Annotated in this window: 17 protein-coding genes; 3 read left to right on the forward strand and 14 right to left on the reverse strand. The window is 59.6% G+C overall.

Going from position 1 to position 25,008, the window contains the following annotated elements:
* Positions 1-73, forward strand: a 73-nt coding sequence (locus ACTQWD_RS07750; RefSeq protein WP_441537142.1) for an IS3 family transposase, incomplete at its 5' end; no start/stop codon positions are given.
* A gap of 76 nt (positions 74-149) precedes the next feature.
* Here ACTQWD_RS07750 and ACTQWD_RS07755 read toward each other — a convergent pair.
* The 6 genes from ACTQWD_RS07755 to ACTQWD_RS07780 all read right to left on the reverse strand — a co-directional run bounded on the left by ACTQWD_RS07755 (position 150) and on the right by ACTQWD_RS07780 (position 6,701).
* On the reverse strand, positions 150-470 hold the full coding sequence (locus ACTQWD_RS07755; RefSeq protein ID WP_441559671.1) for an MGMT family protein: 321 nt from the start codon (positions 468-470) through the stop codon (positions 150-152).
* A 193-nt stretch (positions 471-663) separates the two neighbouring features.
* Positions 664-1,518, reverse strand: a complete 855-nt coding sequence (locus ACTQWD_RS07760; protein WP_427794593.1) for a DegV family protein — start codon at positions 1,516-1,518, stop codon at positions 664-666.
* Positions 1,519-1,637: 119 nt separating this feature from the next.
* Entirely contained in the window at positions 1,638-2,087 is a 450-nt protein-coding gene (locus tag ACTQWD_RS07765; RefSeq protein ID WP_441559672.1) for a MarR family winged helix-turn-helix transcriptional regulator, read from the reverse strand.
* 163 nt (positions 2,088-2,250) lie between these two features.
* Positions 2,251-2,970 carry a B3/B4 domain-containing protein gene (locus ACTQWD_RS07770; protein WP_441559673.1) on the reverse strand — a complete coding sequence of 240 codons (720 nt, stop codon included), beginning with the start codon at positions 2,968-2,970 and terminating at the stop codon, positions 2,251-2,253.
* Between the two features lie 226 nt (positions 2,971-3,196).
* A complete protein-coding gene (pckA, locus tag ACTQWD_RS07775) occupies positions 3,197-4,867 on the reverse strand; it encodes a phosphoenolpyruvate carboxykinase (ATP) (RefSeq protein WP_441559674.1) in 1,671 nt (556 codons plus the stop codon).
* Between the two features lie 262 nt (positions 4,868-5,129).
* Entirely contained in the window at positions 5,130-6,701 is a 1,572-nt protein-coding gene (locus tag ACTQWD_RS07780; RefSeq protein ID WP_441559675.1) for an L-lactate permease, read from the reverse strand.
* A gap of 178 nt (positions 6,702-6,879) precedes the next feature.
* On the opposite strand from ACTQWD_RS07780, the gene ACTQWD_RS07785 reads away from it, so the two are divergent.
* The gene (locus tag ACTQWD_RS07785) at positions 6,880-8,454 is read left to right on the forward strand and encodes a lipopolysaccharide biosynthesis protein (RefSeq protein ID WP_441559676.1); all 1,575 of its coding nucleotides are present in this window, start codon (positions 6,880-6,882) and stop codon (positions 8,452-8,454) included.
* 317 nt (positions 8,455-8,771) lie between these two features.
* Here ACTQWD_RS07785 and ACTQWD_RS07790 read toward each other — a convergent pair whose 3' ends face one another.
* Positions 8,772-9,611 carry a metallophosphoesterase gene (locus ACTQWD_RS07790; RefSeq protein ID WP_441041866.1) on the reverse strand — a complete coding sequence of 280 codons (840 nt, stop codon included), beginning with the start codon at positions 9,609-9,611 and terminating at the stop codon, positions 8,772-8,774.
* Between the two features lie 324 nt (positions 9,612-9,935).
* On the opposite strand from ACTQWD_RS07790, the gene ACTQWD_RS07795 reads away from it, so the two are divergent.
* Entirely contained in the window at positions 9,936-11,537 is a 1,602-nt protein-coding gene (locus ACTQWD_RS07795) for a potassium/proton antiporter (protein WP_441559677.1), read from the forward strand.
* A 327-nt stretch (positions 11,538-11,864) separates the two neighbouring features.
* Here the strand turns inward: ACTQWD_RS07795 and ACTQWD_RS07800 are convergent, their stop codons facing one another.
* The 7 genes from ACTQWD_RS07800 to ACTQWD_RS07830 all read right to left on the reverse strand — a co-directional run bounded on the left by ACTQWD_RS07800 (position 11,865) and on the right by ACTQWD_RS07830 (position 24,907).
* On the reverse strand, positions 11,865-12,056 hold the full coding sequence (locus ACTQWD_RS07800; RefSeq protein WP_441559678.1) for a hypothetical protein: 192 nt from the start codon (positions 12,054-12,056) through the stop codon (positions 11,865-11,867).
* A gap of 27 nt (positions 12,057-12,083) precedes the next feature.
* Positions 12,084-13,448 carry a hypothetical protein gene (locus tag ACTQWD_RS07805; protein ID WP_441559679.1) on the reverse strand — a complete coding sequence of 455 codons (1,365 nt, stop codon included), beginning with the start codon at positions 13,446-13,448 and terminating at the stop codon, positions 12,084-12,086.
* Between the two features lie 78 nt (positions 13,449-13,526).
* Positions 13,527-15,845 (reverse strand): protease Lon-related BREX system protein BrxL, encoded by a 2,319-nt coding sequence (gene brxL / locus ACTQWD_RS07810; protein ID WP_441559680.1) that lies wholly within the window; start codon positions 15,843-15,845, stop codon positions 13,527-13,529.
* Between the two features lie 11 nt (positions 15,846-15,856).
* The gene (gene pglZ / locus ACTQWD_RS07815; protein WP_441559681.1) at positions 15,857-18,538 is read right to left on the reverse strand and encodes a BREX-1 system phosphatase PglZ type A; all 2,682 of its coding nucleotides are present in this window, start codon (positions 18,536-18,538) and stop codon (positions 15,857-15,859) included.
* Between the two features lie 60 nt (positions 18,539-18,598).
* Complete coding sequence (locus ACTQWD_RS07820) at positions 18,599-19,567, reverse strand: hypothetical protein (protein ID WP_441559682.1); 969 nt, start codon at positions 19,565-19,567, stop codon at positions 18,599-18,601.
* 545 nt (positions 19,568-20,112) lie between these two features.
* Positions 20,113-22,812, reverse strand: a complete 2,700-nt coding sequence (locus ACTQWD_RS07825) for a hypothetical protein (RefSeq protein WP_441559683.1) — start codon at positions 22,810-22,812, stop codon at positions 20,113-20,115.
* Between the two features lie 31 nt (positions 22,813-22,843).
* Entirely contained in the window at positions 22,844-24,907 is a 2,064-nt protein-coding gene (locus tag ACTQWD_RS07830; protein WP_441559684.1) for a helicase-related protein, read from the reverse strand.
* Positions 24,908-25,008: the final 101 nt, after the last annotated feature.

The raw sequence follows: 25,008 nt of genomic DNA on the forward strand, positions 1-25,008 counted from the left end.
CACGCGGCGCAGGCAGGTAAGATTGAAGGGCCTGACGCCGGAGGAGTTCCGGAACCGGGCCCTTGCGGCGTAGTCGCTATTTATTCAGTCCAAGTTTCGGGGCGCAGTTCACAGCCAGCTTTGTGGTGGTTTTGGCCACGGCAGAGTCGCTATAACCCAGCCGGCCAACGACAGGCAGCCAAGTCGACGTGCATGGGATCGGCAAACACCACGCCCTCCCCCAGCAGAAGTTCGCGCTGAGCATCGGGGCCGCCAAACGCAAAGCCCTCGCAAATGCTGCCATCGGCAAACACCACACGATGACAGGGAATCTGACCAGGGCGCGGATTGCTATGCAGCGCATAGCCCACGTACCGCGCACTTCGTGGACGGCCGGCGAGCAGCGCCACCTGGCCGTACGTGGCAACCATCCCCTCAGGGATCTGCTCGACTACCTCGTACACCCGCTCAAAAAAGCCCTCAGACGCCATCGATGCTCCTTTCCGCCCGCAACAGCATAAATCAAATGATCCCTCGGGGACGGCAGGGTTGCGGATCATTTGCGGTCTCCGTGCGGCCGATGGTCCGCAACCCCGTCATCGCCGAGGGATCACATGGCATGGCAGGTAGCGTTTGCCCAGATAAAACCTGCCAAAATAAACCTGTCCCTTTTTGGCAGGTCGGTTAGTTGGCAGGCTGGAAGAAGGCTACGGCTACGGCACCGGGGCCTACATGGGTGCCGATGGTGGCGCCGATGGTGTGAACGGGCAGCTCGCCCTCGGTGTGGCCAGCCCACAGCGTCGCACTGTCCTCGATATACTTCTTGAGCACCGCATCCGAAAGGCCCGTATAGCCGAGCGCCAGCGGCATGGAAAAGTCGACGCCGCCCGCCTTTTCGACCTTTTGGTTCAGCAGGTTGCGACCGTTCTTGGAACCGCGTGCCTTGCCCAGCTGCACGATCAGACCGTCCTCGGCAGCCACCACGGGCTTTACGTTGAGCAGCGTACCCACGGCGCCGGCCGCAGCAGACAGGCGACCGCCGCGCACCAGGTACTCCAGCGTCTCGAGCAGGCCGATAACCACCACGCGGTCGCGCACGGCCTCAACCGCCGCCGCGATCTGGGCAGCGCCACGGCCCTCGTCCACCAAGCGCAGGGCATACTCGACCAGCACGCGCTCGCCCAGGGTGACGTTGTTGCTGTCTACCACGAACACATCGCCGCCCGGGGCCTCGGCAAGTGCGGTACGGGCACTCTGATTGGTGCCGGAAAGCTTAGCGCCCACGGTAATAATCACGGCCTCATCGCCGGCTTCACGAACCTCGGCGATAGCCTGCGAAAACGCGTACGGGTTGACCTGACCGGTCTTGGGCAGCTCATCGCGCTCCACGAGCATCTCGTAAAAGCGCTGGTGATCGATGTCGACGCCATCCATGTACACATCGGTGCCAAAGGTAACGGACAGTGGCAAAACAGCCAGTGCCGGGTGCTCCGCCGGCGACATATCGCTTGCGGAATCGGTAATAATGCGGACGGACATAGCGAATCCTTTCTTGCACAGGTCCCGCGCAGGGAATTTTGACAGCAATGCCCCGGCACGGTATACGCGCTCAAACGGGACGATGCAGTTGTTAGTGGGAAGCAAATGCCTAGGCGGCCCTACAGCTCGCGCAGGGTGTCGAGAATCGTACGCAGCGACGCGTACATCTGCTCGCGCTGCTCCACGCCCATGGCCTTGCCGGTGGCGTCGAGCACCTCGCGAATAATGCGATCGGCCTCATTCATGCTCTCGCCGCCCAACGTGGTCAGGCGAACCGGGGCGCGATACTTAACGGCGGCATCGCCCGAATCGTCGACCTCGACGTAGCCGCCCTCTTCCAGATGCGCCAGCGTGCGCGAAACGGCAGCGCGGGTCACGCCTGCCATGCGGGCGAGGTCGGCACCAGTCAGGCCGTCCTTGCTGCGCTCAAGATAGTACAGACACATGATATCGGAACCCTTAAGGCCCAGCCTTGCGCCCTCAGATGTCTTAATGCGCTGGATCTCCTTGTAGAGTCCGCTAATCAGTCCGACAAAGTCCTCAAAACGTGTCTCGTCGTTCTGCTGCATGGGAGACGACCGCCTTTCGCTTGCATGATGCTAACGGGTAAACATCTTAGCCGCATGCCCGAACCCCCGTACCCAAATATCCCAATTGTTAACTCATCAACATAAAAACCACCACAAAGGGGACAGCACCTTTGTGGTGGTTTGTGTGGCGGTTTTGCCCGAGCTACAGCTCCACGCAGGGATTGTCGCGGGTCACAAGCGTCTTAACGACAACCGTCGCTCCCAGATAGCGCTCAAGCAGCTCGGCTAAGCGATCGATCGCGGCCTGACAGTCCCCCATTCGCTCGGGCTCAACACACTCAATCGCCAGGAACGCATCGGCAGAATCGTCGGACAGAGCCGTTCGAACGCCGTCGCGCCAGTTCCAGCAGCGGCACACGGCACCCGCATCATCGATGTAGGCGAGCTCGCCGGGCAGCGTCGGGTCATCCGCCTCCTCGCCAAGCGGCAGGAACGCATCGCCACCGTCGGTCACCTTCAAGCGAAGGTCTCCCTCAATCGCGTGCAAATCCTCGCCTCCCACGGGCAGCGCGTAGGTCAGCGACACCGTGTTGTAAATATCCACCGCCGGTGTGATATGACCGACCGGCTTGCCCTTGAGCACGCGCTTGAGCAAGTTCTCGATCGAGCAGCGGGCGCCCTTTTTAGTCTTGAACAGGCGATAGGCCTCGCGCCAAGCCTTGACCGGCGCGTTCTCGCTGATGGTATCGCTTGTCAGATGACGCTCCGCATCGATATTGGCGCGATCGAGCAGCGCCGCAATCGCGTCCACGTCCTCTTGAGGAATCGTAGCCGCGGGCTTCATGCCCTTTACGACCACGACGCCGACCGCCGCCTGTGGAAATAGCTCCCAAAATGAATCCTCGGCAACAAAGCCCTTCATACGCTCTCCCTTCATTGTGCGCGCCCGAGCGAGGGCACCTAAACAAAAAGCGCCCTCACAGCGGCCACCTTCAAAGTCCTACGGTGCCGTCACAAGAGCGCTTACGCTGCCCCCATCCGGAGAAGGGGACGATATGTCAGGCGCATTGTAACCCGAGTCATCCACACGAGCAAAACCACCACAAAGGCGCCTGCCTCTTTGTGGTGGATATGGACTCGAGGCGACGCTAGTGGCGGAGTCCCAGCAGGCCGCGGCCGCGATGACGGGCCTCGGCGGACACCTGAGCGTGCGGGCCGGCGGCCTTGACGGACTCGGGCAGGTGCGAGTACTTCTTCTCGAAGTTCTCCTCGAACATCACCGCCAAGTTGTGCGCGGCCTCGTCGTAGCGCGCTGTGCTCTGCCAGTACTGGCGCGGCACCAGGATGCCGTCCGGCACACCGTGGCACGTGGTGGGAATGTCGACATTAAAGATATCGTCGTGCAAGAACTCGCTGTCCTCGATGGTACCGTCGAGGGCGCGTGCGACCAGGGCGCGCGTGTAGGCAAGCTCGATACGATGGCCCACGCCATAACCGCCGCCAATCCAGCCGGTGTTGAGCAGATAGACGCGGGTGCGACCGTCGGCGATACGCTCGCCGAGCATCTTGGCATAGACCATAGGGTCGAGCGGCATAAACGGCTCTCCGAACAGCGAGGAGAACGTAGGCGTGGGCTCGGTGACGCCGACCTCGGTACCGGGGATCTTTGCGGTGAAGCCCGTCACAAAGTGATACATGGCGGCATCGGCCGTCAGGCGCGAGATAGGCGGCAGCACGCCAAAGGCATCGCAGGTCAAAAACAGCACGACGCTCGGGGTGGTGCCCATGCCCTTGGTCCACGCGTTGGGGATATGCTCGACGGGATAGGCAACGCGCGTGTTGTGCGTGATCGAGACGTCATCGTAGTTGGGCTTGCGGTTCTCGTCGAGCACCACGTTTTCGCAGATCGCGCCAAAGCGAACGGCGTTGAAGATCTCGGGCTCGTGAAACTCGTCCAGGCCCTCGCACTTGGCGTAGCAGCCGCCCTCGATGTTGAAGATGCCCATGTCGGACCAACCGTGCTCGTCGTCGCCGATCAGCAGGCGCGTGGGATTGGCCGAAAGCGTGGTCTTGCCGGTGCCGGACAGGCCAAAGAACACCGCGGTCTCGTGCGTGACGGGATCCATGCTGGCCGAGCAATGCATGGGCAGCACATCGTCCTCGACGGGCAGCAGGTAATTCATGACGCTGAAGATGGACTTTTTAATCTCACCGGAGTAGCCGGTGCCGGCAACCAGAATCACGCGCTCCTGGAAGTTGATGACCACGGCGGCGCTGGAGTTGAGGCCCTTGATGGCAGGGTCGCACTGGTACCCGGGTGCCGCGAGCACGCAAAAGTCCGGCTCGCCGGTGCGCGCAATTTCGCGAGCGAGCGGACGGGCGAGCATTTGCTTAATGAAGAGTGCCTGGCTCGCGCGCTCGCAGGCAACGAGCAGGCGACGCGTGTGGTTGCGGTCGGCACCCGCCATGCCGCGCGTGACGAACACGTCGCGCTCGTTGAGGTAGTCGACGATACCGACCTTGATGGCCTCGTAGCTCTCAATCGAAAGCGGGCGGTTGACGGCGCCCCAGGCGATCTTGTCGTGAACATCGGGGGTGTCAACGATAAAGCGGTCGTTGGGAGAACGGCCGGTGCGCTCCCCCGTCTCGATTACCAGCGCGCCGTTGGATGCCATGCGGCCCTCTTCACGGCGGATGGCGTGCTCGACGAGCTCCGCAGCAGGTAGATCGACCAGCAGACGCGGCTGATTCTCGGCGGGATCTTCGACCAGCGTAATACCAAAGTTGGACAGAACTTCTGCAGGGGTAACACCAGGCATGGGGCCTCCTTTAAAAGCGCGTCACGCGGGCGCGGCGCGCACTTTACTCACGTAAAGCCCGTTGTACCCGATATGCAAAAACGTTTTTGTGGCAAGGGCGGCAAGCCCGCCCAACGGTCAAAAATCGCAGGCAAGCGGCCTAGTCATTGGGTAGTCATTGGGGACGTTCTTAAACGACGAGTCGTTGGGGACACTCTTGAACAGGCAACATTCAAGGAGTGTCCCCGGATGCCGGCACAAAAGGAGCGTCCCTAAGTGCCAACTATAGCGGCAAGCCTTGGCCGAGCATGGCGATGGCGCTCATAAGGATCAGCATGCCGGCGGCGTAGGGCAGGACGGCGCCCAGGAGCTCGGCATCCTTGCCGCGCACGTGCACGGCGGCCAGGCCGATGGCAAGCGTCTGCGGCGAGATCATCTTGCCGGCAGCGACGCCAAGCGCGTTCAGCGCGACCATCCAGTAGTCGCTCACGCCCAGCGCGGTGGCAGCCTGGCTCTGGATGGGACCAAACAGCATGCCAGAAGACGTGCCCGAACCGGTCACGAACGCACCGACCGCGCCGATCCACGGAGCCAGAATCGGGTACAGGCCACCGGCGACCGCAATGCAAAATGCGCTGATCGAAGAGATCATGCCCGCATAGCCCATAACCTTGGCACAGCCCAGAACCGAAAGCATGGTAATGACCGTCGGCATCATCTGCTTGACGGTCGCGGCCAGCACCTTGCCCATCAAGCGCGGCGAAGCACCCTGAATGGCGCCGCCGACAAACGCCGCCAGGAAAATCCAGACACCCGGCGTGTTGATCCACGAAAACGTGAGCGTGCCGGGGTTCTCGCCGCAATACACCTGCACCTGGCTCGCAAACGGTGCGAGCGCAGCATGCACGGCAGGCACCAGGTTAGACGTTCCCAACAGCAGCACAAAGATCAGGATGAAGCACGACCAAGCCGAAAGCGCCGACTTAGCGGTGAGCTGCTCGCCGGCCTCGATATTCATGTGGAAGCGTGCGTCCAGATGCCCCGACTTCTCGGCACGCATGGCAAGCGCAGCTGTCAGCGCGAGCGAAACGATGGAACCGACGACGACGGCAAGCTCGGGACCCACAAACATAGCAACGACAAGAGCCGCACCGGCAAAGGACACGCCGGAGAGCACGGCGATGCCCGCCACGCCGTTCAGGCGCTCGGCAACGCCCGCAACATTACCCTGGTCATCGGCGACACGACCCGCAACCAGCACGATAAACAGCGGCATCATCACAAAGAAAGGCGCCAGCTGCACCATCTGAACGGTCGCCAAATGCAGCGGGTCCAGGCCCACCAGACCGGCAACGGACACCGTGGGAATGCCAATGGAGCCGTAGGGCGTGGGCACGCCGTTGGCCAGCAGACAGATGAGCACGGCGGGCACGGCCTCAAAGCCCAGGCCCGCAAGCATGCCGGCGGGAATAGCGACGGCGGTGCCAAAACCGGCCATGCCCTCCATAAAGCCACCAAAGCACCAGGCCACAAGCAGCGCCAGCAGACGGCGATCGCTGCTGATGGAGGTGATCATGCTGCCGATCACGTCCATGGCGCCCGTGCGAACGCACAGGTTATACGTGAACACCGCGGCGATGATTACCAAAACGATGGGCCACAGGGCCATCAAAAAGCCTTCGAGCGAGGCGGTCGCGATCTGCGCTGCCGGCAGGTGCCACCATGCGAAGGCAAGCACGCACGAAAGGACAAACGATCCGATGGCGGCTTTCCAAGCTGGCCATTTAAAGCACAGCAGCATCACGACAAGCCAAATGATCGGCACAAGAGCCAGCAAGAATGCGGCGACGTCCATAGGTAGAAGCTCCTTGGTGCCGCGCGGGCGGCATCGTGGTATCACATAACTTTAACAGGATACCGCACGCTCACCGACAATTTACTGCCGCCCCCCGAAAATATTGAACAATCCGTTCAAAAACATGAGTGACACCGTCGCGTCTATACTAGAACGCAGTAATAGAAAGGACCCCGCCTTGAGCATCTCGCCCCTCGATAGCATCCGCCGCGCCATCGCCCGCCGCAACGGCATCGCCAACCCCGCTGTATCGGGCGGGGCACACGGGCAGGGCGGCCGCATCGAGAACGGCCTGTTCCCCGCATCGCACACCGCCGAGGAGCTCGCGCGTATCCAGGAGCTGAGTCAGCGTAACGCCGGCGGGCCAAATAGCGGCCAAGCCACGCGTCGTCGGCGCGAGCGCGATCGCGAGCCCGGTCCCGTCCGCCGTATGGTCAACGCCTGGTGGAACCGCCTGCTCGGCGCCGTCTACGGCGGCGGTTTCTCCATGCAGGAAGCCGAATACGAGGAGCACGCCACCCGTCGCGACTACCTTTGGAATACCCTCGGCACCGCCGTGTGGGGCATGGCGTTTCCGCTGCTCACTATCGTGTCCACGCAACTCGTGGGCGCCGAAGAAGCCGGCAAGTTCTCCATCGCCTTTGTCACCGGCACGCTCATCATGATCGCGTGCAACTACGGCGTGCGCAATTTTCAGGTCTCGGACATCGACGAGAAGACGTCCTTTGCCTCCTACCAGCTCAACCGCTGGCTTTGCGGAGCTCTCGCCCTAGGCTGCGGCCTCATGTACAGCAGCGCCCGCGGCTATGACGCGCAGATGGCGACGATCGGCCTGGGCGTCTACCTCTATAAGGTGATCGACGGCATCGCCGACGTGTACGAGGGCCGCCTGCAGCAGGCCGACAAGCTCTATTTGGCCGGCATGAGCCAAACGCTGCGTTCCGCCGGCGTCATCGCGGTCTTTAGCGTGGCGCTGTTCCTTACGCGCAGCATGCCCATCGCGGCCATGGCTATGGGTGTTACAGCGATCGCCTCGCTTGTGCTGGTCACCGCCCCACTCGCCCTACTCGAGACCGAAAAATCGCGTCGCGTGAGCATACGCGAAGTCGGCCGCCTTTTTGCGCAGTGCGCCCCGCTCTTTGGCGCGCTCTTTTTGTTCAACCTTATCGAGAGCATGCCCAAATTTGTGATGGAAGGCACGCTGGCCTACAAATATCAGCTGTATTTTAATGCCCTATTCTTTCCGGCGCAGGCCGTTTTGCTGAGCATTGGTTTTATCTATAAACCGCAGCTCTTGCGTTTGTCGAGCATTTGGGCTAACCCGCGCAAGCGTCGCCGCTTTGACTTAATTATTGTCGCCGTCATGGCGCTGATCGTGGTTATCACTGGCGCATGCGCGGCGTTTATGGCAGGCCCCGGCATTCCCCTTATGAGCTTTATGTACGGCCTCAACTTTGAGCGCTACCGCACATTGGCGCTGCTGATGGTCGTCGCCGGCGGCATCACCGCAGCCATCGATTTTATCTACGCCATTATCACAGTGCTGCGCCACGCCGGCGATGTCACCAAGATCTACCTCATTTGCTTTGCCGTGAGCGTGGTGCTCCCGATGATCCTCATCAACCTACTGGGGCTGATGGGTGCCGTCGTGAGCTACCTGGCTATCATGGCCCTACTGCTGGTGCTATTGATTGTCGAGTACGCTCACATTCGCCAGCGCATAGAACGAGCCCGCAACCCGTACGGTGTCTAATTAGCTGCCTCGGCCACCGGAATTTGCGATGGAATTACCCGGGCTGGGGTCTTGTTGCGGACAATATGCATCACGCAAAACTAAGTGAGTAGACTTTTACCGAATCCCCGACCACACCGACAAAGCACAAGTCTGTGACCTGCGGTTTTATTGAGGCAAATATGTTGGGTGCTCGGCATTTCCAAAAAAGTCTACTCACTTAGCCAGCGGGCAGCCAAATGATTATGTAATCCACGTCCCAGAAAAATCATTTGATGGGCAGAAGGGCAAAAGTAGTCAAAAAAGCCCCGTCCCAAATTAGCTACCCTTTGCACCGATTACTCGCCAGGGAGAATGTTTGCATAGAACTCCGCCCCGTCGTCTAGGCGCAGAATGCCTACACGGCCGAACTCGGAGCCGGTGGCGGCGGCACAGTCGATGTCGATGCGGTCGGGAACGCCGGCGGTATCCTCGCCGCCCAGGCGCACAATCTGCCCGCGGCCCGACTCCTCATCGAGCCCTGCCAGGCCGCCAACCTCGCAATAGCGCCCCAGCGACACCGTGGGCGTGTGGCCACTCACCACGACCGGACCCTTGCCCTCGGCAGAAAGCAGCCCCGTCGGGGCATCCCAATAGCCATGCCGAATCCACAGCAGGTCATCGGACGACTGCACGGCGAGCATTTGCTGCAGCAACTCGCTATCGGCATCGACCGCTCCTCTGCCGTCACCGCAATCGACACCATGTTCAAGCAAAAACGCACGCGCCGCCTCGGTCTGAATGCCGGCGTGCACCAGCAGATACGGTCGCTCGGCAGTCTCTGCCACCGCATAGAGCGGCAGGGCGGCAGCCCAGCGCACCAGCTCCTCGTATGCCTCAAACTCCATTTCGTTGAGCTGTTGGCGCGTGGTCCAACCGCCGTTGATGTCCCAGGTCTCGGCATCGAGCGGGTCCTGGCCGATGATCGCGTCGAGCATAATCTGCTCGTGGTTACCCTTAAGCACGCGAGCGTTGGGCAGCGATCGCACCAAGTTGATGACGCCGACCGGATCGGGCCCGCGATCGATCATGTCGCCCAGCACATACAGCGTGTCGTCGAACGCCAGCGAGATCTTGGAAAGGGCCTCGTCCAGCGCGCGCACGTGCCCGTGGGCATCAGATGTCACATAGATCGCCATGGAACGCCTTTCCCTGCATTACGGCGAAGCCTGGAGCCGCAACTAAAACTTCAAGTTGAACTTAAACGTTACCCATTGTACTCCGTTGCAATAAAGCTGGGAAGAGCCCCGCGTCGCCAACGGTCGTTAGCAGCCGCACGCCCGCGCGCGCCGTTCACGGTGCACCGCCGGCAGCTGCTCCCCGACCAACGTCGCACACGCCGCAGCCTCGTGTCGAAAATGCGCACGCCCGCAATCCGTTCCCATAAACCCACCATCTTTGGGTACAAATAACCGCAGACAACTGACCGTGCCACGCCAACCACCCAGGAGCGGACACTATCCATGAACCAGATCCTTCTCTTTATCGGCATCGTCATCATTTTGTGCCTGACCATCAAACCCGTCGGCAAAAAGCTCCCCTTCCCCACCCTGCTCATCTTCATCGCGCTGGGCATGCTGCTGGGCGTCAACGGGCCGGCGCACATCGACTTTAGCGACTACGCGCTTACCGAAACCGTCTGCAGTACGGCGCTGCTGTTCATCATGTTCTACGGCGGCTTTAACACCAACATCGACCGCGCCAAACCTGTCGCCGTGCCCGCGGTGCTTCTGAGCACGCTCGGCGTCGTCGTCACCGCCGGCATCACCGGCGCCTTTGCGCACTTCGCACTGGGCTTCGACTGGATCGGCGGCCTGCTGCTGGGCTCGGTCGTGGCGTCGACCGACGCAGCGAGCGTCTTTAGCGTGCTGCGCGAGCACAGTCTGTCGCTGAGAGGTGGCACCGACTCGCTGCTCGAGGTCGAATCGGGCTCCAACGACCCCGTCGCTTACATGCTCACCGCCGTGCTTGCAACCCTTGCGGCCGGCGGCGACATTAACATCCCTGTGCTGCTCGCCAAGCAGATCATCCTGGGCGTGGGGCTGGGCCTTGTCATCGGCTGGGCATCGGGCCGCCTGATCGAGCGCGCGCACGCAACAGCCGAGGGCGCGCAGACTATCTTTTTGTTCGCCGTGGCGATCGTCGCCTACGCGCTGCCGAGCTATCTGGGCGGCAACGGCTTTTTAGCCGTGTACCTTGCCGGCATTGTGCTGGGTGCGAGCGACATCACCGGTAAGGTCGAGCTGGCGCACTTCTTTGACACCCTCACCGAGATGGCCGAAATGACCATCTTCTTTTTGCTCGGGCTGCTCGTGACGCCCGCGCGCCTGCCGCAAGTGCTGCTACCGGGCCTGGTACTCATGGCGTTTATGCTCTTTGTGAGCCGCCCCATCGCCGTCGGCCTGCTGCTGGCGCCCTTTAAGACGAGCCCTCGCCAGGTTGCGCTCGTAAGCTGGGCGGGCCTGCGCGGCGCGGCTTCGGTCGTGTTTAGCCTCTTTGCCGTGGTGGCCGGTGTTCCCGACGGTCATGACCTGTTTGACCTGGTGTTTGTGATTGCCGTGTCGAGCATTGTGGTGCAGGGCTCGCTGCTGCCGGCGGTGGCGAAAAAGCTCGACATGATCGATGCGGCCGGCGACGTGCGCCGTACGTTTAACGACTACCGCGACGAGGACGGCATGTCGTTTGTCAAGCTCAAGGTGGGCACGGGTCATCCGTTTGCCGGACGCTCGCTCGCGGACATTGGCAGCGCCACAGATATGCTCGTGGTCCTGGTACTGCGCGACGGCGCGCACCCGGTGCTGCCCAACGGCGATACCGCCATCGAGGAAGGTGACCTGTTGGTGATGGCTGCCCCGACGTTTGAAGAGCGTGCCGAGGTTACGCTGCGCGAGGTCACCGTGACACCCCACGGTCGCCTGGCCGGCCAGCGCCTGCGCGACGTGCCGCAAGGCAAGCACCCGTTTATCGTCGTGATGCTCAAGCGCGACGGCCAAACCATCATCCCCGACGGCAACACCCTCATATACGCCGGCGACGAAGCCGTCATCGCCACGCTGGCGTCGTAGCGGCCAGGGGGTTGTCGTCCCGAATTGACTACATTTGAGCATCAATCGCCCCGGCTGGGGTCTCGTTGCGGACAATTGGCGCCTCTCAAAACTAAGTGAGTAGACTTTTGTCGAATCGCCGACCACGTCACCAAAGCACAAGTCTGTGACCTGCGGGTTTGTTGAAGCAAATTAGTCGTGTGCTCAGGATTTCCAATAAAGTCTACTCACTTAGCCAGCGTGCGATCAAAATAGAACAGTCGCGAGGTCAGTAGACTCTATTGGGACGGTTTATCGTGCATTTTCGCACAGCCGCGGGTGCAGACGCTCCGCCTCAAATTAGCTACCCTAGTCATCGTCGACGGCAAAGTCGCGGAGGTCGAGGCCTTCGCGTTCGGCTCGGGCTAGGAGCTCTTGAGGGGACTCACCCTCGATATCCATCACGTCGAGCATGGCAGCAGGAAAGCCCACGCCTGCCGCGCTCCCAGCGCGATCGAGCAGGCTCTCGCGCAGCTGGTCTACGTCCACATCGATCTTCATGGTGTAACCTCCTACCGAGCCAGATCCCTACTCAGCAGCGCTAAGCTTATCCACAGCAGCAACAAAAGCCGCAATCTGCTTGTCGTCCATCTGCACAGCCAAACGCCCCACGGGCTCATCGTAGGCGAACTGCACCTTATCGATAAAGCAATCCCAAGCGCGTTCGTCCACACGCACGGCAGCCTTGCAATACTGGCTGAGCTTTTTGAGTCCATACCAAAACGCATTCACATGGCGCGTGGGGTCCTCGTCCAGCACACCATCGTAGCGGCGCCCGTTAAACTCCCGCATGCGCGCCACGGCGACCTCGAGCGAATCGCCGCCCTCGGCCGAAGCCTCATCCACCAGCTCGGGAATCGGAACCTCACGCCGAACATCGTGCCTGGTAGCGCCATCGTACTCGCCCACCAGCACGTCTTCGTCAAGCCGAGAATCGTAGTCGAAATAGCTCGAGCCCCTGCAAATCCCATGCGGCGAGCCAGAGCCAAACGCGCAGAACAACCCGCCGTCGGCAACAATACGACGGTAGGTCTCAAACGACTTCTTAACCTGAGCGAGCAACTTGAAAAGCTCCCCGGCATCGCACGCCGCCTCGCACGCAACGCACGCAGGCTCGGGCAGCCCCGAAGGCTCCACCGTGCTCCCCGCAACGCGGGCGGCGCGCTCGGCCCGATATGCCTGCGCCGCCAAGCGCGCTCGCTGCGCAGCGCCATGCACGTTGGTAAGTTCACGCTCCAACGCCACGTCACCAGCAACATCGCCAGCAACATCACTCGCAGACCCGCTGGCGCCCTGCGACCCCGTCGCACTCAGCTCGGACTCAAACGTCGCTGTGATCATGCCCGCAAGGTCCGTCGCATCGGCGGCACAACGCAACTGCTCCAGCTGCGTACACAGCAGATCGGCATCCAGGGGCACGGCGTCCACAACGCGCACGTCACTCAGGCGCGCCACATCCCGTAGCACCATAGCCCCCGCAGCATCGTACGCCGCGCGAACCTTGTCCGCCGTATTCGCACGCAGCTTTACCTCGATAAACGCAAGCGTCTGCTCCAAACGGGCCAGCAGCTCGGCCTTGTCATCCATGCGCAAAAAGGCAGCATAGCGACGCTCTATCTGCAGTGGACCGACAATGCCCGCCTGCTTACGAGCCCGCGCAAGGGCCGCACCCTCAACACGGCGCACGTACGTATCAACAGCCCGCACGGCAGAGTCGCGCGCAGCGTGCTCGGCAGCCTCGACGCCCCTAAGCACGCTCAGCAGCTCGCGGGAGCGCGCCTTGCGCACCAGCTCCCCGCGATCGTACTGCTCAAGCGCCGTCTGACGCTTGGCTACCGACTCAAAGCCAAACAGCTCGTCGAGCAGCTCACCAACAGAACGCTCGCCCGCCATAGCAAGGCCTCCTCACGCACTACGCACCCACATGTACGCGGTGCGCCCGAACACCAGACGCCCCGCTCGCCCGCACCCCTACAGATCCAGTGCCTTCTTCGCGGCGTCGACCGGGTCACCATCAATGTAGAACACCGGGCTCAGGCCCGAGATAATCTCGGACGACACGCTCTGCAGGCCGGCGATGGCGCTCAGCGGCAAAATCACGCGCTTGGCGCCGGCGTTTTTGGACACGCGCATAATGTCCTCGAGCCCACGGATCTCGTCCATAGAGCCCGACATGCGCAAGATTCCCGGAATCGCCAGCGCAGGCATCACCGGGCGGTTGCACGCCGCGGAGCACAGGCCCACAAACTCGGCGAGTGAAACTTCTTCGGACAGGCCCTTGCTCTGCAGGTCGTTGTAGAACAGCAGGTAATCCTTGGAGCCAATGTGCATGCCCGGCGCCACGCGGTTCGCCAGGTTCACAAAGTTGTCGAACGCGGCCTCCAGGGTATCGCGCACCGGCTTGTTAAAGGCCACGCCCTCGTGCTTAAACTTGCACTCGCCGGCAACGGCCTTGTTCTCCAACTTGTACACGGCAACCTCGCCGCCCTGCGACCTGCCCACGCCAAACACGTGGCCGGACAGCAGCGGCCCGTCGGGAATCAGCGTGTCCTCGCTCTGCTCGGGCACGCGCACCACGTGCACGTCCTGCGGGTTGTCGGCATCCATATAGCCCAGGTTGACGTCGATAAACTCAACGCCCGCCATAATCTTGAGCTGCTCCTTTACGCGGCGACGGCCCTCGATGGCGTAGTCCAGCAGCCAGCGCACGTCGTCCTTGTCCATGGCCTCGTCAGGGAACAGCAGCTTGGCCAGGCCGCTAAAGGTCTTGCGCACGGCGATCTCGTCGCGCTTGTTAAAGTCGCTGTTAAAGCGGAAGTAACGGTCGATATGGTGCGTAAAGTCCTTGCGGCGCATCTCTTTGCAAAACTCCGACAGGCAGTCGGTGATCAGGCCATAATGCCCGGTCAGCAGGCTCGAGCGCATCTTGGGAATCTCCCAGCCCGGCAGGTAATAATGGATACGGTCGAAGAAGGCCGAATCGTTGTTAAACTCCGGCGGGAACGGATCAAACAGGTGCGTGGTCTTAAGAACGTTTTGCACGGTGTCGTTGATATTGCCCTCAAAGACCATGGAGGCATCGGCGTTAATCTGGTCGCGGCCGCGCGCGTAGCTGCCGCTCGCCATGTAGTCCTTCATGATCTGCACGGCGTTGGTGTCCTTAAAGCGCATGCCGGCGACCTCGTCGAACGTCACGCAATCCCAGTGGCCCACCAGGCCCACGCGATCGGCGCGCATGGAGTTCATGCGGCCGAACAGGTTGGCCGTGGTGGTCTGGCCGCCAGAGAGCAAGATGGCGTAGGGCGAGACCTCTTTGTAGATATGGCTCTTGCCGGTGCCGCGGGGACCCAGCTCGCACAGGTTGTAATTGCGCTCGATGAGCGGCACCATACGCTCGATAAAGTGCAGGCGCTCTTTCTCGGAAAGCTCGCTGGGTTCGTAGCCAGCTGAGCGCAGCAGCATGTTGAGCCACTCGTCGCGCGAGAAATACTGGCGCTCGTCGATCATGGCATCCAGGTCCAGATTGGGCATCTGGATGGGCGTGAGCGACGCCACGCTAAACGGAGAATCCTCGGGGCCGCGCTTTTTGCGCTTGGCCTTGGAGCGGCGCGGCGCATCGTCGCCAAAGACCTCCATGCCAAACTCGTCTTCCTCATCCACGGGATGACGATACTCGATGCTCATAATGCACCAAATGCCACCCTGCAGAATCTTGGAATAGTCGCGCACGTACTCGGCCGGCATCACAAACGGCTCGATGGTCAGGTTGGCAAACGACGCCACGTAGATATCTTTGTACTCGTCGAGCTTGGCCGTCACCTTATCGATGATGGTAAAGCGGCCCAGTTCGCGAATCTTGGACTTAATGCGCTCGGACTCGTCGGGACGCACGTAGTTATCGGTGAGGATCCTGCGGATGCGATCCAGGCCCTCTGCCACGGCTTCCTCGTCATCGGTTGAGCAGTACATGCCCAGCAGATACTCAAGCACAAAGGTGGGCACGTTGGCGCCGCGCTTCATAAGGGCCGTCAGGTCCTTGCGCACGATCTTGCCAGCAAAGTGCTCGAGCAGCTTGCCGTCCAGCCCGTCCATGTCGTAGCCCTCATCCTCGGGAGCCTCGGCCGCAGCTTGGTCATAGCCATCGGTCGAGGACTCGTCCTCAACGGGCGCGACGGCCTCCACCGGCTCCGGGGCAGGCGCCGCAGCCTCAACGGACGCCGCAGCCTCCGCAGGCACATCCACATCAATCGAGGGAACTTCCCACAGATTGTCGTCATGGCTATCAATCATAGGGCACACTCCTAAAAACCAAAGTCAGCAACAGGGGCAAACGAAACAGCGATGGTATATGTCTCGCGCCAAACGATCTTGCCCGACTGGGCATCGCGGCAAACCAGCAAATGGGACGAGCCGGACCCAAACGACACACCCGTCTTAAGCGTAAAGCGAGCCTCGACCACGCGGTCCTGCGGGTTGGGCGAGGTCATGTCCGCATGCACGCGAGCAACATCGCTCACCTCGTTGCCGGTCTCGTCGGTAAACACCAGCTCGTACTCACACGGCAGCACCTTGCCCGTAGCGGCCTCCTCCTGCAGCAACTTAATGCCAAACAGCGAGTTGGTAACGCGGCGGCTCTCGCTCAGCACGCGCAGCTTCGCAGTCTGCGTATCAACGAATTCCTTTGAGGACGCACTCAGGCGACGATACCCGAACACCGGCACCACGAGCTCCTGCAGGCTCACGCCGCCATGCACGTAGCGCTTGGTTCCACCGGGGCGCTTATAGTGCACGATCCCGCGCGGAGCCAAGCCAACGTAGCCGCCGCCCGGCACCACATGGTCCATGTTCATGGCTAAACACGGGCTACCGTCCGCGCCGTTAGCGATATCGGCCAAGGTGTCGCCCTGAGCGACCACCGCATGGCGCTTGCCAAACAGCACCGGATCGTCGGGCAGGTCGTTCTTGCCCAGGAACAAGCATTCCGGCAGTTCGTTGGCCGTGTACAAAAAGCCGTGGTCGGACGTAATCGTCACGCGGGCGCCTGGCGCGTCGGTGCACACGCGCTTGGCGATCGAGACCAGCTCGTCCACGCTCTCGGCGCATGCATCAAACACGTCGCTTTCGGTGGCGAGCTTCTCCCCCGTCGCGTCGATCTTGTTGTGATACAGGTACACGATCTCGCTGGACTTGAGCAGCTCCTTGCGGTCGGCGGCAGACATGTCCAGATACGCCGCGGCACTCAGGGCACGACCCGTAGGCGCGGCCTTCTGCAGCACCGCTTGACGCTCGACCGTAGAGCTCGTCGGCATATCATCGAGCAGCACGGCGCCCGTTTCCATGTTGAGCGTCATGGCCTGATGCGGCAACAGCGCCGGCATGCCCATCTCGGTAATAGAGGGAAACATCGCCTGCACGCTACCCATGCGCACCTCGCCGCCACGCTCGCGCTCCAAAGCGGCAGCCACGTCCTGCGCCACCTCGTAGCGAAGCGCATCGCTGATCAGGACCACCTTGGCCTTGGCACTACCGGTATACGTGGGCATCGTCTCCCAATAGAACAGGTCTTGGCGAGCGACACCCTCAACATAGCCGGCATCGCGCCACTGCGCCTGGGCGGCATTGGCCCAGCACGCGTTGCTCTCGGTCAGATACCAGTTAACGTAGTTGTTCTCGGCCCATTCGACCGCGCGGCGCTCGGGCTCCTCCAACAGGTCGACACCGCGCAGCTTGCAGCGCTCGTTGGCCTGGCGCAGCGCGCGGTATGCCGCATCCATGCGCCACCAATCTGTGGTATAGGTCTCCCATACCTCGGCCGCCTGGGCAATATGGAATCCACCCGCATGGTCGCGCTTAAAGGCTGCCATGTCGGCCAGCGCCAAAAGCACCTGGTAGTAGCAGGCGACATCGTCGTACCAGCACAGGTCGCGACGGGCCGCGGCAACACGACGGGCCTCGTCAACGCGATCGGCACCCTGTGCCAGCGAGGCGAGCAGGTCGCTCAAAATGGCCTCGTCAACGCACGGAAACACATCCAGGCGCAGTAAATCGTCGGTAGGCAGAGCACCAAACACATGGCGCAGGCCGCACGCGTCCTGGACCAGCTCGCAAATCTCGCGCAGGTCATCAGACGCCGCAGCATCGCCCGCCCATTCGCGGACAACGGCAATGCAATACGGCGCATAGGCAGGCGCAATATGGTTGGAAAGCTTTTGCAGCGCAGCCGCCGGCACCAGCGAGGCCGAAGCCGTCAGCAGCACATGGGCGGCAAAATCCTGGAGCGAATCGCGCTCGAACAGCGTACCCTCAAAGCCCGTGCGCTGACGCACAAAGGCAGCAAGGCTGTCGGCGGCCTCAAACTTTTGCGCCAGCTCCGACAGCGCCTCCGGACCATCGCGCAGCAGCATAGTCAGGCACGCGCGCACAATAAACGGCATGGTGGCAGCGCTGGGATCGGAGCCGCCAAACATGGCAGCCAGCAGGCCCAGCTCAACATCGGCCGCGCACGCAGGCACGGGCATGCACTTGGAAAACTTGGCGACGCGGCCCTTGGCGGCAAAGAACGACTTGTGCGCCTGCAGTGCCTTGCGAATATCCCGCGCGTTCGAGGCCCCCAGCTGATCGGCCAGCAGCGACAGATAGTCCGCCGAGAACTGATCGGCGTACAGTTCAACATCGGCCAGCCAATCGCCCTCAAGGCCACCACGCCCCTGCTGGCGATACACCAGCATGTCGCTCGTGGTGTCCTCGCGGGCGATAAGGCGCTTGACCTCAAACATATGCCCGTCGCAAGCCTCCACAAAGCGCACCGGACGCGGCAGGCGCTGCTCTACCGCTTCGCCAAAGCCGCCCTCGGCAAGCTCGGCAAACGTGGCGGCAAACTCGCCTTCCGCGTCGTGCCACACCACCACGCGGCGCTCACGGCAATCGGGCAGCGGCTGTTCAAAGCGCGCCGCCAGCTCTTCAATTACATCGAACTTTGCCATCTAACAATCCCACCGTCATACCGGTCAAAACAATTCGCATAACGCGTAATCACGTGTGCATTATTTTATCTTTGCCAGCACATCCTGGAACTTGGCATAGTTGACCTTAACGCCGTCGTCCAGGTCAATCTTGATCATCTGGTCGGCCAGGTGATGCAGCTTTTCCTCGTAGGCAACGGTCTCGGTCAGCTGATCCTTGAGCTTTTTGATGCGCTTGGTCAGCGCAACCTTCTCGCCGCGCTCGGCCGTGGCCAGCGCGTCCTCGGCGTCGGCAATCTGCGAGCGATAGCGCTCCTGCTGCTCGTGCACATAGTCGGTACGAATGCGCGCCAGCAGATCGGGCGTATAGCGGTGCATGTAGACCAGAGCCATAAAGCCGTTCTTCTTGCCGCTGTCGAACAACCAGTAGATGGGGCGCTTCTTGTAGGTCTGGCAGTGGTCCTTAAAGAAGTCCTTCAAAAAGTAGGCGCGAATTACCTCGCGCGAGGTACCCTTGCCGCCGAGCGCCTCGGCAATAAAGGCCAGGTTCTGCTCGAGCGTCTCCTCGCCGTACACGGTGCGCACAAAGTCGATAAAGTAGCGAACGATGTCGTCGTCAAAGTACTCGTCATCGGTAATGGGCAGCACATTGTCGCCGTCGGGCATAAAGGTCACGTGATCGGGATCGGGCATCTTGGCCAGATAGTCGTTGACCGTGGCACCCTGATCGGCCAAAACCAGACCGTCCACGTCCAGCGAATAGCGGCCAAACATGCAGCCCACGGCATAGCTTATGAGCGAGGTAATCTCGTCGCGCTTGGTGCGCACGTACTTGTTGCCCTTATAACTCTCGGGGATCTCGTCGGCGGTATCAAAGATGCGCGCCACCGATACGTACTTGTCCTCGACCTCGATGGGCACCTCGCCCTCCATGTTGTAGATCTTGGCGAAGATTCGGTTGAGCTCTTCCTCGTTAGCGCGAAGCTGCTCAAAGCGAGCATTGACCTCGGCCTTGCGGGCCTCGTATTTATCGGCGAGCAACGTTGCCATATCTCTATCCCATCCAATCAGGACCGATTAAAAGCCCAATAAAACTAGCTAAGTCAACATAGACAAGTCTACCCGACGGCAAAGCTTATAGCGCCCTATGCAGAGCATTCTGAGACACAATTTTGAGGGTACGCCCATTACAGGAGAACCCCGCGGCGCAGCCAGTATGTATTAACTTACTCCACCAGCTCCACCATTTGTTGAGCAACAAGTGCGAGCGGTAGTCATAACGCCACGACCGCAGCAACCGGTTCAAAGCAACACGAACGAGCGCGTCCCCACCATCTCATGCCAAAAGTCTGTCGTTATCCTAAAACCGCAGGCAGATTGACGAACATGTGTTTGGTCATTATTATTTCTACTTGAATAGGCTCCTCGTCTCGTGGTATAAAAGGATTGCTACCCTCGAATAGAGGGACCTCCAAGAGCCGGGGGATGTCCCCCGGCATTTTTTATGCCTGGATCCAATGCAGGCTCGACATAAAAACGGGAGGGGCATCCCTAGAGATGCCCCCTGCAAAATTCAGCCGCCTTCTAAATAAGAATCAATCGTCCAATAAATCCATGAACCTTTTGTCGGTAAACACATAGGCAGGAAGGTTGTAAAGCGGGGCAACCCGTTTTACTGAATGAGTCTTCTTGTAGTATTCTTCAATAATAGTCATAGCCATTGTGATCGAGTCCAGTCCGTCGACCGCGTCAACCATATCTCGTACGCCAAATTCTTCGCCAACTTCGACTGTTTGTGCAAACTCTTTTGCAAAACGCCTTTTTTTCTGCTGGTATTCAGCCCGCTCTCTGCGATCGCGCGCTTGCTTTATGCGCCAATCGGCATCCCAACAAAACCTATCCATTTTTGGGTTATCTGGCACGCTGGCGCAGAACGCTTCAAGCTCAGCCTTGTCTTCTTTCCATGTAGCCTCTTTCTGCTCAAAGTTCGCCTCGGCCTCTTTAAGCGCCAGTTGAGCATCGTTCTCCTGCTGCTGCAACTTATCGACCTCAACTTTGGAAAGCTCGCTCGAGCCTTCAAAGAGATCGACTCCAATCGCCTTGAGCCTGGAATCGAGCTTTTCTATGCGCTCGGCAAGATCCGAAAGTTTTTTCTTTACTTGGCGTTTATTGCTAATGTCAAACAGCCCAAACGATTGAAGCTCTTTCTCGCAGCTCGAAACCTCATTATCAAGGTTGTTCCTCTGCTCTGTCAGCTGCTCTCGCTTGCGCTCCAGGTCCCGGAAGTGATCGTATTTCGAGGTTGCCTCGGCCAGAGCCTTAGTAATCGAGTCAAGCTTTCGTTGAAGTTTCGCCTTTTCCGCTTCGGCTTGATCTAATTCGTCCTGGTCAGCGAGGCAACGGTCCGAAAGCGCGTAAACCCTATCCCTCGTCTCGTCCTCTGCCCAAGACTTTGGTTGAAACGGTTGAGGCTTCTCGTCCTCGGCCTTTTTCTTCTCGATGACCACATCATTCTTTTTCTCAGGCGCAGCCGCCTTCTCATCCTTGGCAGGCTCAGCGACCTTCTTCTCCTTGGCGGGCGCAGCATCCTTCTTCTCCGACGCCTTACTCTCCGGCGCGGCCTTCTTCTCCGGCGCAACGGGCGCCGGCACCGGATCCAGTCCAATGCGGGCGCGAATCTCACGCATATGCTCGGAAGGGGCAAGGATAGCCTCTGCGTTACGCCCGTCTTCGAGGTCGCAATTAGATGCCCTCAGTAAGGCAACGTCAATAACATTAGCTGCGGCAGAGCGAATATCCTGATATATGGGGCTCTCTTTTCCGTAGAAGCGCTCCTGGGCATCGACCGCGTCAAGAATGCGATCCAGATAACGCTCGGAATCCGCATTTAGCTGAGCCAAAGCCTTTAAACCGGCATTCTCCCTATCAAGCGCAGTATTACCGTCTAGCAAACTGGTCTCGTATACTGCTGACGTATAAACACCTTGGCGAATAGAAATCAAAAGAGAAACGCCCTGGAATGCAAGCTCCCTGAACTCCTCAGGCTCGACCTTAGTTTCAAAGCATTTCTTAAACGCAATGTCCCAACTGAGAGGCTCCGCCTTATTAAGACGAACAGTCGACGCGAGTCCATCGACAAACGTGCGGGCCTCATCAACACGATCCCGATCCCATGAATAGAACGTCACGCGCATGCAGTCGTTGTCACGGTATAGAGGGTAGACATAGAACTCCAAGCCAATCCCCGTATCCATGCCAGGAAGTCCCACGCCAACCTGAACGACAGCGACAATGCACCCATCACCCTGAACTTCGTGATATTCAAGTCCTCTGGGAACCATGTTGTTTATGGGAGGGAAGTGGGTGGTCCTAATCACGGCGCGACGAACCTCGAGCTGGTCCATGATGCGCATTTCCTCTGGTGTTTCAGGGCGCCACGAATAAAGAACCTGAGCCCCTTCCATGCGCCTGTTGGACGAAGCGGGGCTTAAAACAAAGGTATCTTTTTGGCTGGGGTCGGAATCGAAAATCCAGCCATCGGGAAGCGCCACGGAAAACGCATTACCCCATACGCGGTCGCCCTCGCTTGCAGCAACCTTCCTCTCACCGCCTGCGTTACCAGGCCGCTCCCCTCCCGCAGGGGCAGACGCCGCGCCGCATCCGTCTGAGGCCGAGGTACCCAGCCGAATCGCCGGGGCAGAGTAGACCATCTTCGTTCCCGGCTTTTCCTGCACGCCCGGAACGTCCGTCACGTTGCCTACGACCAGCGTGGATAGATCGACGTTCTTCGCCGCAGCAAACGTCACCTTAAACGAGGCGCCTTGCTGGCTACGCAGCCCTTGGCGCATATCCCAAAGCATGCGTGTGACCAAGTTGAAGAACTGCGGAATACCGCGAGCGATTCGCGTGTCATACATTACGCAATATGCATCGGGGGCCGGATTGTCGATTACGAGTGCCTTGTTACAGCCGCAGAAATCAGCCAAAACAAGGCCCGTCAAATCCCCTTCTCGAAGCATAGGGTAAAGCGCCTCGTGGATTGCGCTCCTGGGAACAATGAGGTCCTCATCGGCCTCAACCAGGTTATTCAGAAAACCGTCGACAAAGCAGTTGAGATAATCATTCAAATCATCAAAGCCGCCCTGCGTGGCAAACTCGGTAAGCTCGGGCACCTTTTCGTTATCGACATGCAGACCGGTCGCAACGTGATGATGACCGTCCCAAGTGATCATTCCATCGTCAAAGCAAACGCAATAATCGGACAGCAGGTGGAAAAAAGAAGTCACCAAATCCATTTGAATTAACCTTTCGCTTAAGTTCCGGCAGCTACCTCGCTTCTTTCGGGGCGTTTTCGAGTTCGTCGGCAATCGCCTCTATGCCCTCTCCCTGGCCTAGAATGAAGCACTTCCAGTCAATGTCTTGGGTGCGGGCAAACTCATCGGCACGCGAGGCACTAAAGAGCATCACGCGACTCTTCTTCCACAGCAAGGCGGGATGCAGCTTAAAGTCGGTGCTCTCAATACAGACCACCGCGTCTTTGCGAGGCATCTCGAGCTTACTGCTCTTGACCAATTCTTTCAGCTTTTGGACGTCGGTGATCTCCTGACCCGCAGAGCAGCTGTTGAGCAGGTCCTTCCACACGCGAAAGTACGGCTTGCCCTCATAGGAAGCCCCTTCAGCCACGACGGATGTCGAGAGGCCGACAGGCCGCTTAGCAACCGCATGCCTCACCTTGGGAGCCGCCTTGGCAGACTCATCCGCCAGCTTCTCATCGATGCCCAGAACCTGAGCAACGTAATCGTCATTGCCCAAGAAGTACTCCTCGACTACGTCCCATCGCTCGGCATCGCTCATGGTGGAGCGGAAGAAGCCCCTAATAACCTTGGACGAATACTCGTGGCGATCGTTAAGCTCGCGCAGCACGCCATTGGAATATCTGCCGTCCGAAGCCAACGCTTTGACCTTCGAGGCATCGTTAAGACGAATGAAGATCTCTGGATTGTCGCCGCCCTTTACCGTGTACGTAGCAAGCTTGAGAATCTCTAGGATCTCGGCCAGCGCATAGCGAGCGTCGAGAGCCTTGTTGTCCAGATAGCGCCTGCAATGTTTGCTACCTTCGGGAGGCTGCAACCTTCCCAGCGTCTGGGTCAGATTGCTCATGGCTGCCTGAAGCTCGCGCCCGATTACGCCATAGCGAACATCCTGCGCGCGGCTATAGGTATTCCTCGAAGACTTATTGAATCGTTTGATGCATTTAAAGGACCGGTCGGATCCAAAGTGCCGGCCACCATCGACGGGACGAACAAACGCATTCAGCAGCGCAGACGGCTTCTTGACCTCCAAAGACGTCCCCTCAAGCTGATGGGTAAGCTCTTTCGTAAACTCCTTCTCCGAAAAATCGCCCTCACGCGCAAGGCTCATAAACGTCTTGCGCAGCGCCTCGGCAAACGCAGACAGCGTCGACGTGGCCCCATCAAACGGCATGGAGTAATTGATGTCGAGCGCCAGGCGGTTCGAAAGCGCAGGCTCCCCCGTCGGCGAGCAAATTTTGCCCGTGAACAGCTGGCGCTTAAAATCGGCAAAGGTCAGGTCGCTAAACTCGTTGGCCCACATATCGCCAACGTTGAGCTCATAGATTGCGCCCATGTCCGAGATCTTGACGGCATGCTGCCCCGCACGATTCTCGTAGCGCGTATGGGCCTCGCTGATCTTTCGTAAATACTTGCCGTAGGACGTGGTAAAGCTACGCTCGGCAACCTGCTCAATGCAAACAAACTGCTTGGTATACGACACCTTGGGGCGCACGACGATAACCGGGAAGTTGAACTTATCCTCAAGGTCGCGCGAGATCATCATCAGGGCCGATTTAACGCGATTGGTCTTGCGGTCCTCATCCTTCTCGTTTGTAAACAGGTAGGAGAACGTATTGGGCGATACCAGGAAGTTCTGGCTACGGTCTTTTTGCGGCGCAGAAGCATAGACCTCGTACAGCTTGGCCATGATCTCCTTAAGCTGCCACTGGCTAAACTTGGAGAGCGCATACAGCGTCTCGGAATAGCGAACGTCCTGCATAAAGAAGTCGATGCAGGCCTTGGCACCCAGGCCGCGCTTGCGACCGCCACGACCAATTTCCTGAATATAGTCGGACAGATTGCCCGTCGGCGCATAGTGGTACACGGCATCGATGTCATCGATATCGATACCCATGCCAAACGCCTTGGTGCTCACGAGCACCCTGCAGCTGCCCGACGCAAACGCGTCTTGAACGATCTTCTTGTACGCGGCATCTTTGCCGCCGTGATAGCCCAAAACCTTAGAATTAGAAACGCTGCGTTGATCGATGATTGCATTGACATGACTCTGGTACGGGCAATACACAAGGTGACGCATAATTTCTTTCGCAAATTGACAACCGCATAGCGGAACACGGCCCGCGCCCCGTCATATGATTTCTAGCGACTAAACAACAAATCACCGACGAAGGGGGCACG

The sequence above is a fragment of the Collinsella sp. LCP19S3_B6 genome (genome assembly GCF_052121815.1).
Lineage (GTDB): Bacteria > Actinomycetota > Coriobacteriia > Coriobacteriales > Coriobacteriaceae > Collinsella.

Bases quoted from the DNA above. Each gene is read 5' to 3' on its own strand.
- ACTQWD_RS07755 (WP_441559671.1), bottom strand. From the start codon at position 470: ATGGCGTCTGAGGGCTTTTTTGAGCGGGTGTACGAGGTAGTCGAGCAG.
- ACTQWD_RS07760 (WP_427794593.1), bottom strand. From the start codon at position 1,518: ATGTCCGTCCGCATTATTACCGATTCCGCAAGCGATATGTCGCCGGCG.
- ACTQWD_RS07765 (WP_441559672.1), bottom strand. From the start codon at position 2,087: ATGCAGCAGAACGACGAGACACGTTTTGAGGACTTTGTCGGACTGATT.
- ACTQWD_RS07770 (WP_441559673.1), bottom strand. From the start codon at position 2,970: ATGAAGGGCTTTGTTGCCGAGGATTCATTTTGGGAGCTATTTCCACAG.
- pckA (WP_441559674.1), bottom strand. From the start codon at position 4,867: ATGCCTGGTGTTACCCCTGCAGAAGTTCTGTCCAACTTTGGTATTACG.
- ACTQWD_RS07780 (WP_441559675.1), bottom strand. From the start codon at position 6,701: ATGGACGTCGCCGCATTCTTGCTGGCTCTTGTGCCGATCATTTGGCTT.
- ACTQWD_RS07790 (WP_441041866.1), bottom strand. From the start codon at position 9,611: ATGGCGATCTATGTGACATCTGATGCCCACGGGCACGTGCGCGCGCTG.
- ACTQWD_RS07795 (WP_441559677.1), top strand. From the start codon at position 9,936: ATGAACCAGATCCTTCTCTTTATCGGCATCGTCATCATTTTGTGCCTG.
- ACTQWD_RS07800 (WP_441559678.1), bottom strand. From the start codon at position 12,056: ATGAAGATCGATGTGGACGTAGACCAGCTGCGCGAGAGCCTGCTCGAT.
- ACTQWD_RS07805 (WP_441559679.1), bottom strand. From the start codon at position 13,448: ATGGCGGGCGAGCGTTCTGTTGGTGAGCTGCTCGACGAGCTGTTTGGC.
- brxL (WP_441559680.1), bottom strand. From the start codon at position 15,845: ATGATTGATAGCCATGACGACAATCTGTGGGAAGTTCCCTCGATTGAT.
- pglZ (WP_441559681.1), bottom strand. From the start codon at position 18,538: ATGGCAAAGTTCGATGTAATTGAAGAGCTGGCGGCGCGCTTTGAACAG.
- ACTQWD_RS07820 (WP_441559682.1), bottom strand. From the start codon at position 19,567: ATGGCAACGTTGCTCGCCGATAAATACGAGGCCCGCAAGGCCGAGGTC.
- ACTQWD_RS07825 (WP_441559683.1), bottom strand. From the start codon at position 22,812: ATGGATTTGGTGACTTCTTTTTTCCACCTGCTGTCCGATTATTGCGTT.
- ACTQWD_RS07830 (WP_441559684.1), bottom strand. From the start codon at position 24,907: ATGCGTCACCTTGTGTATTGCCCGTACCAGAGTCATGTCAATGCAATC.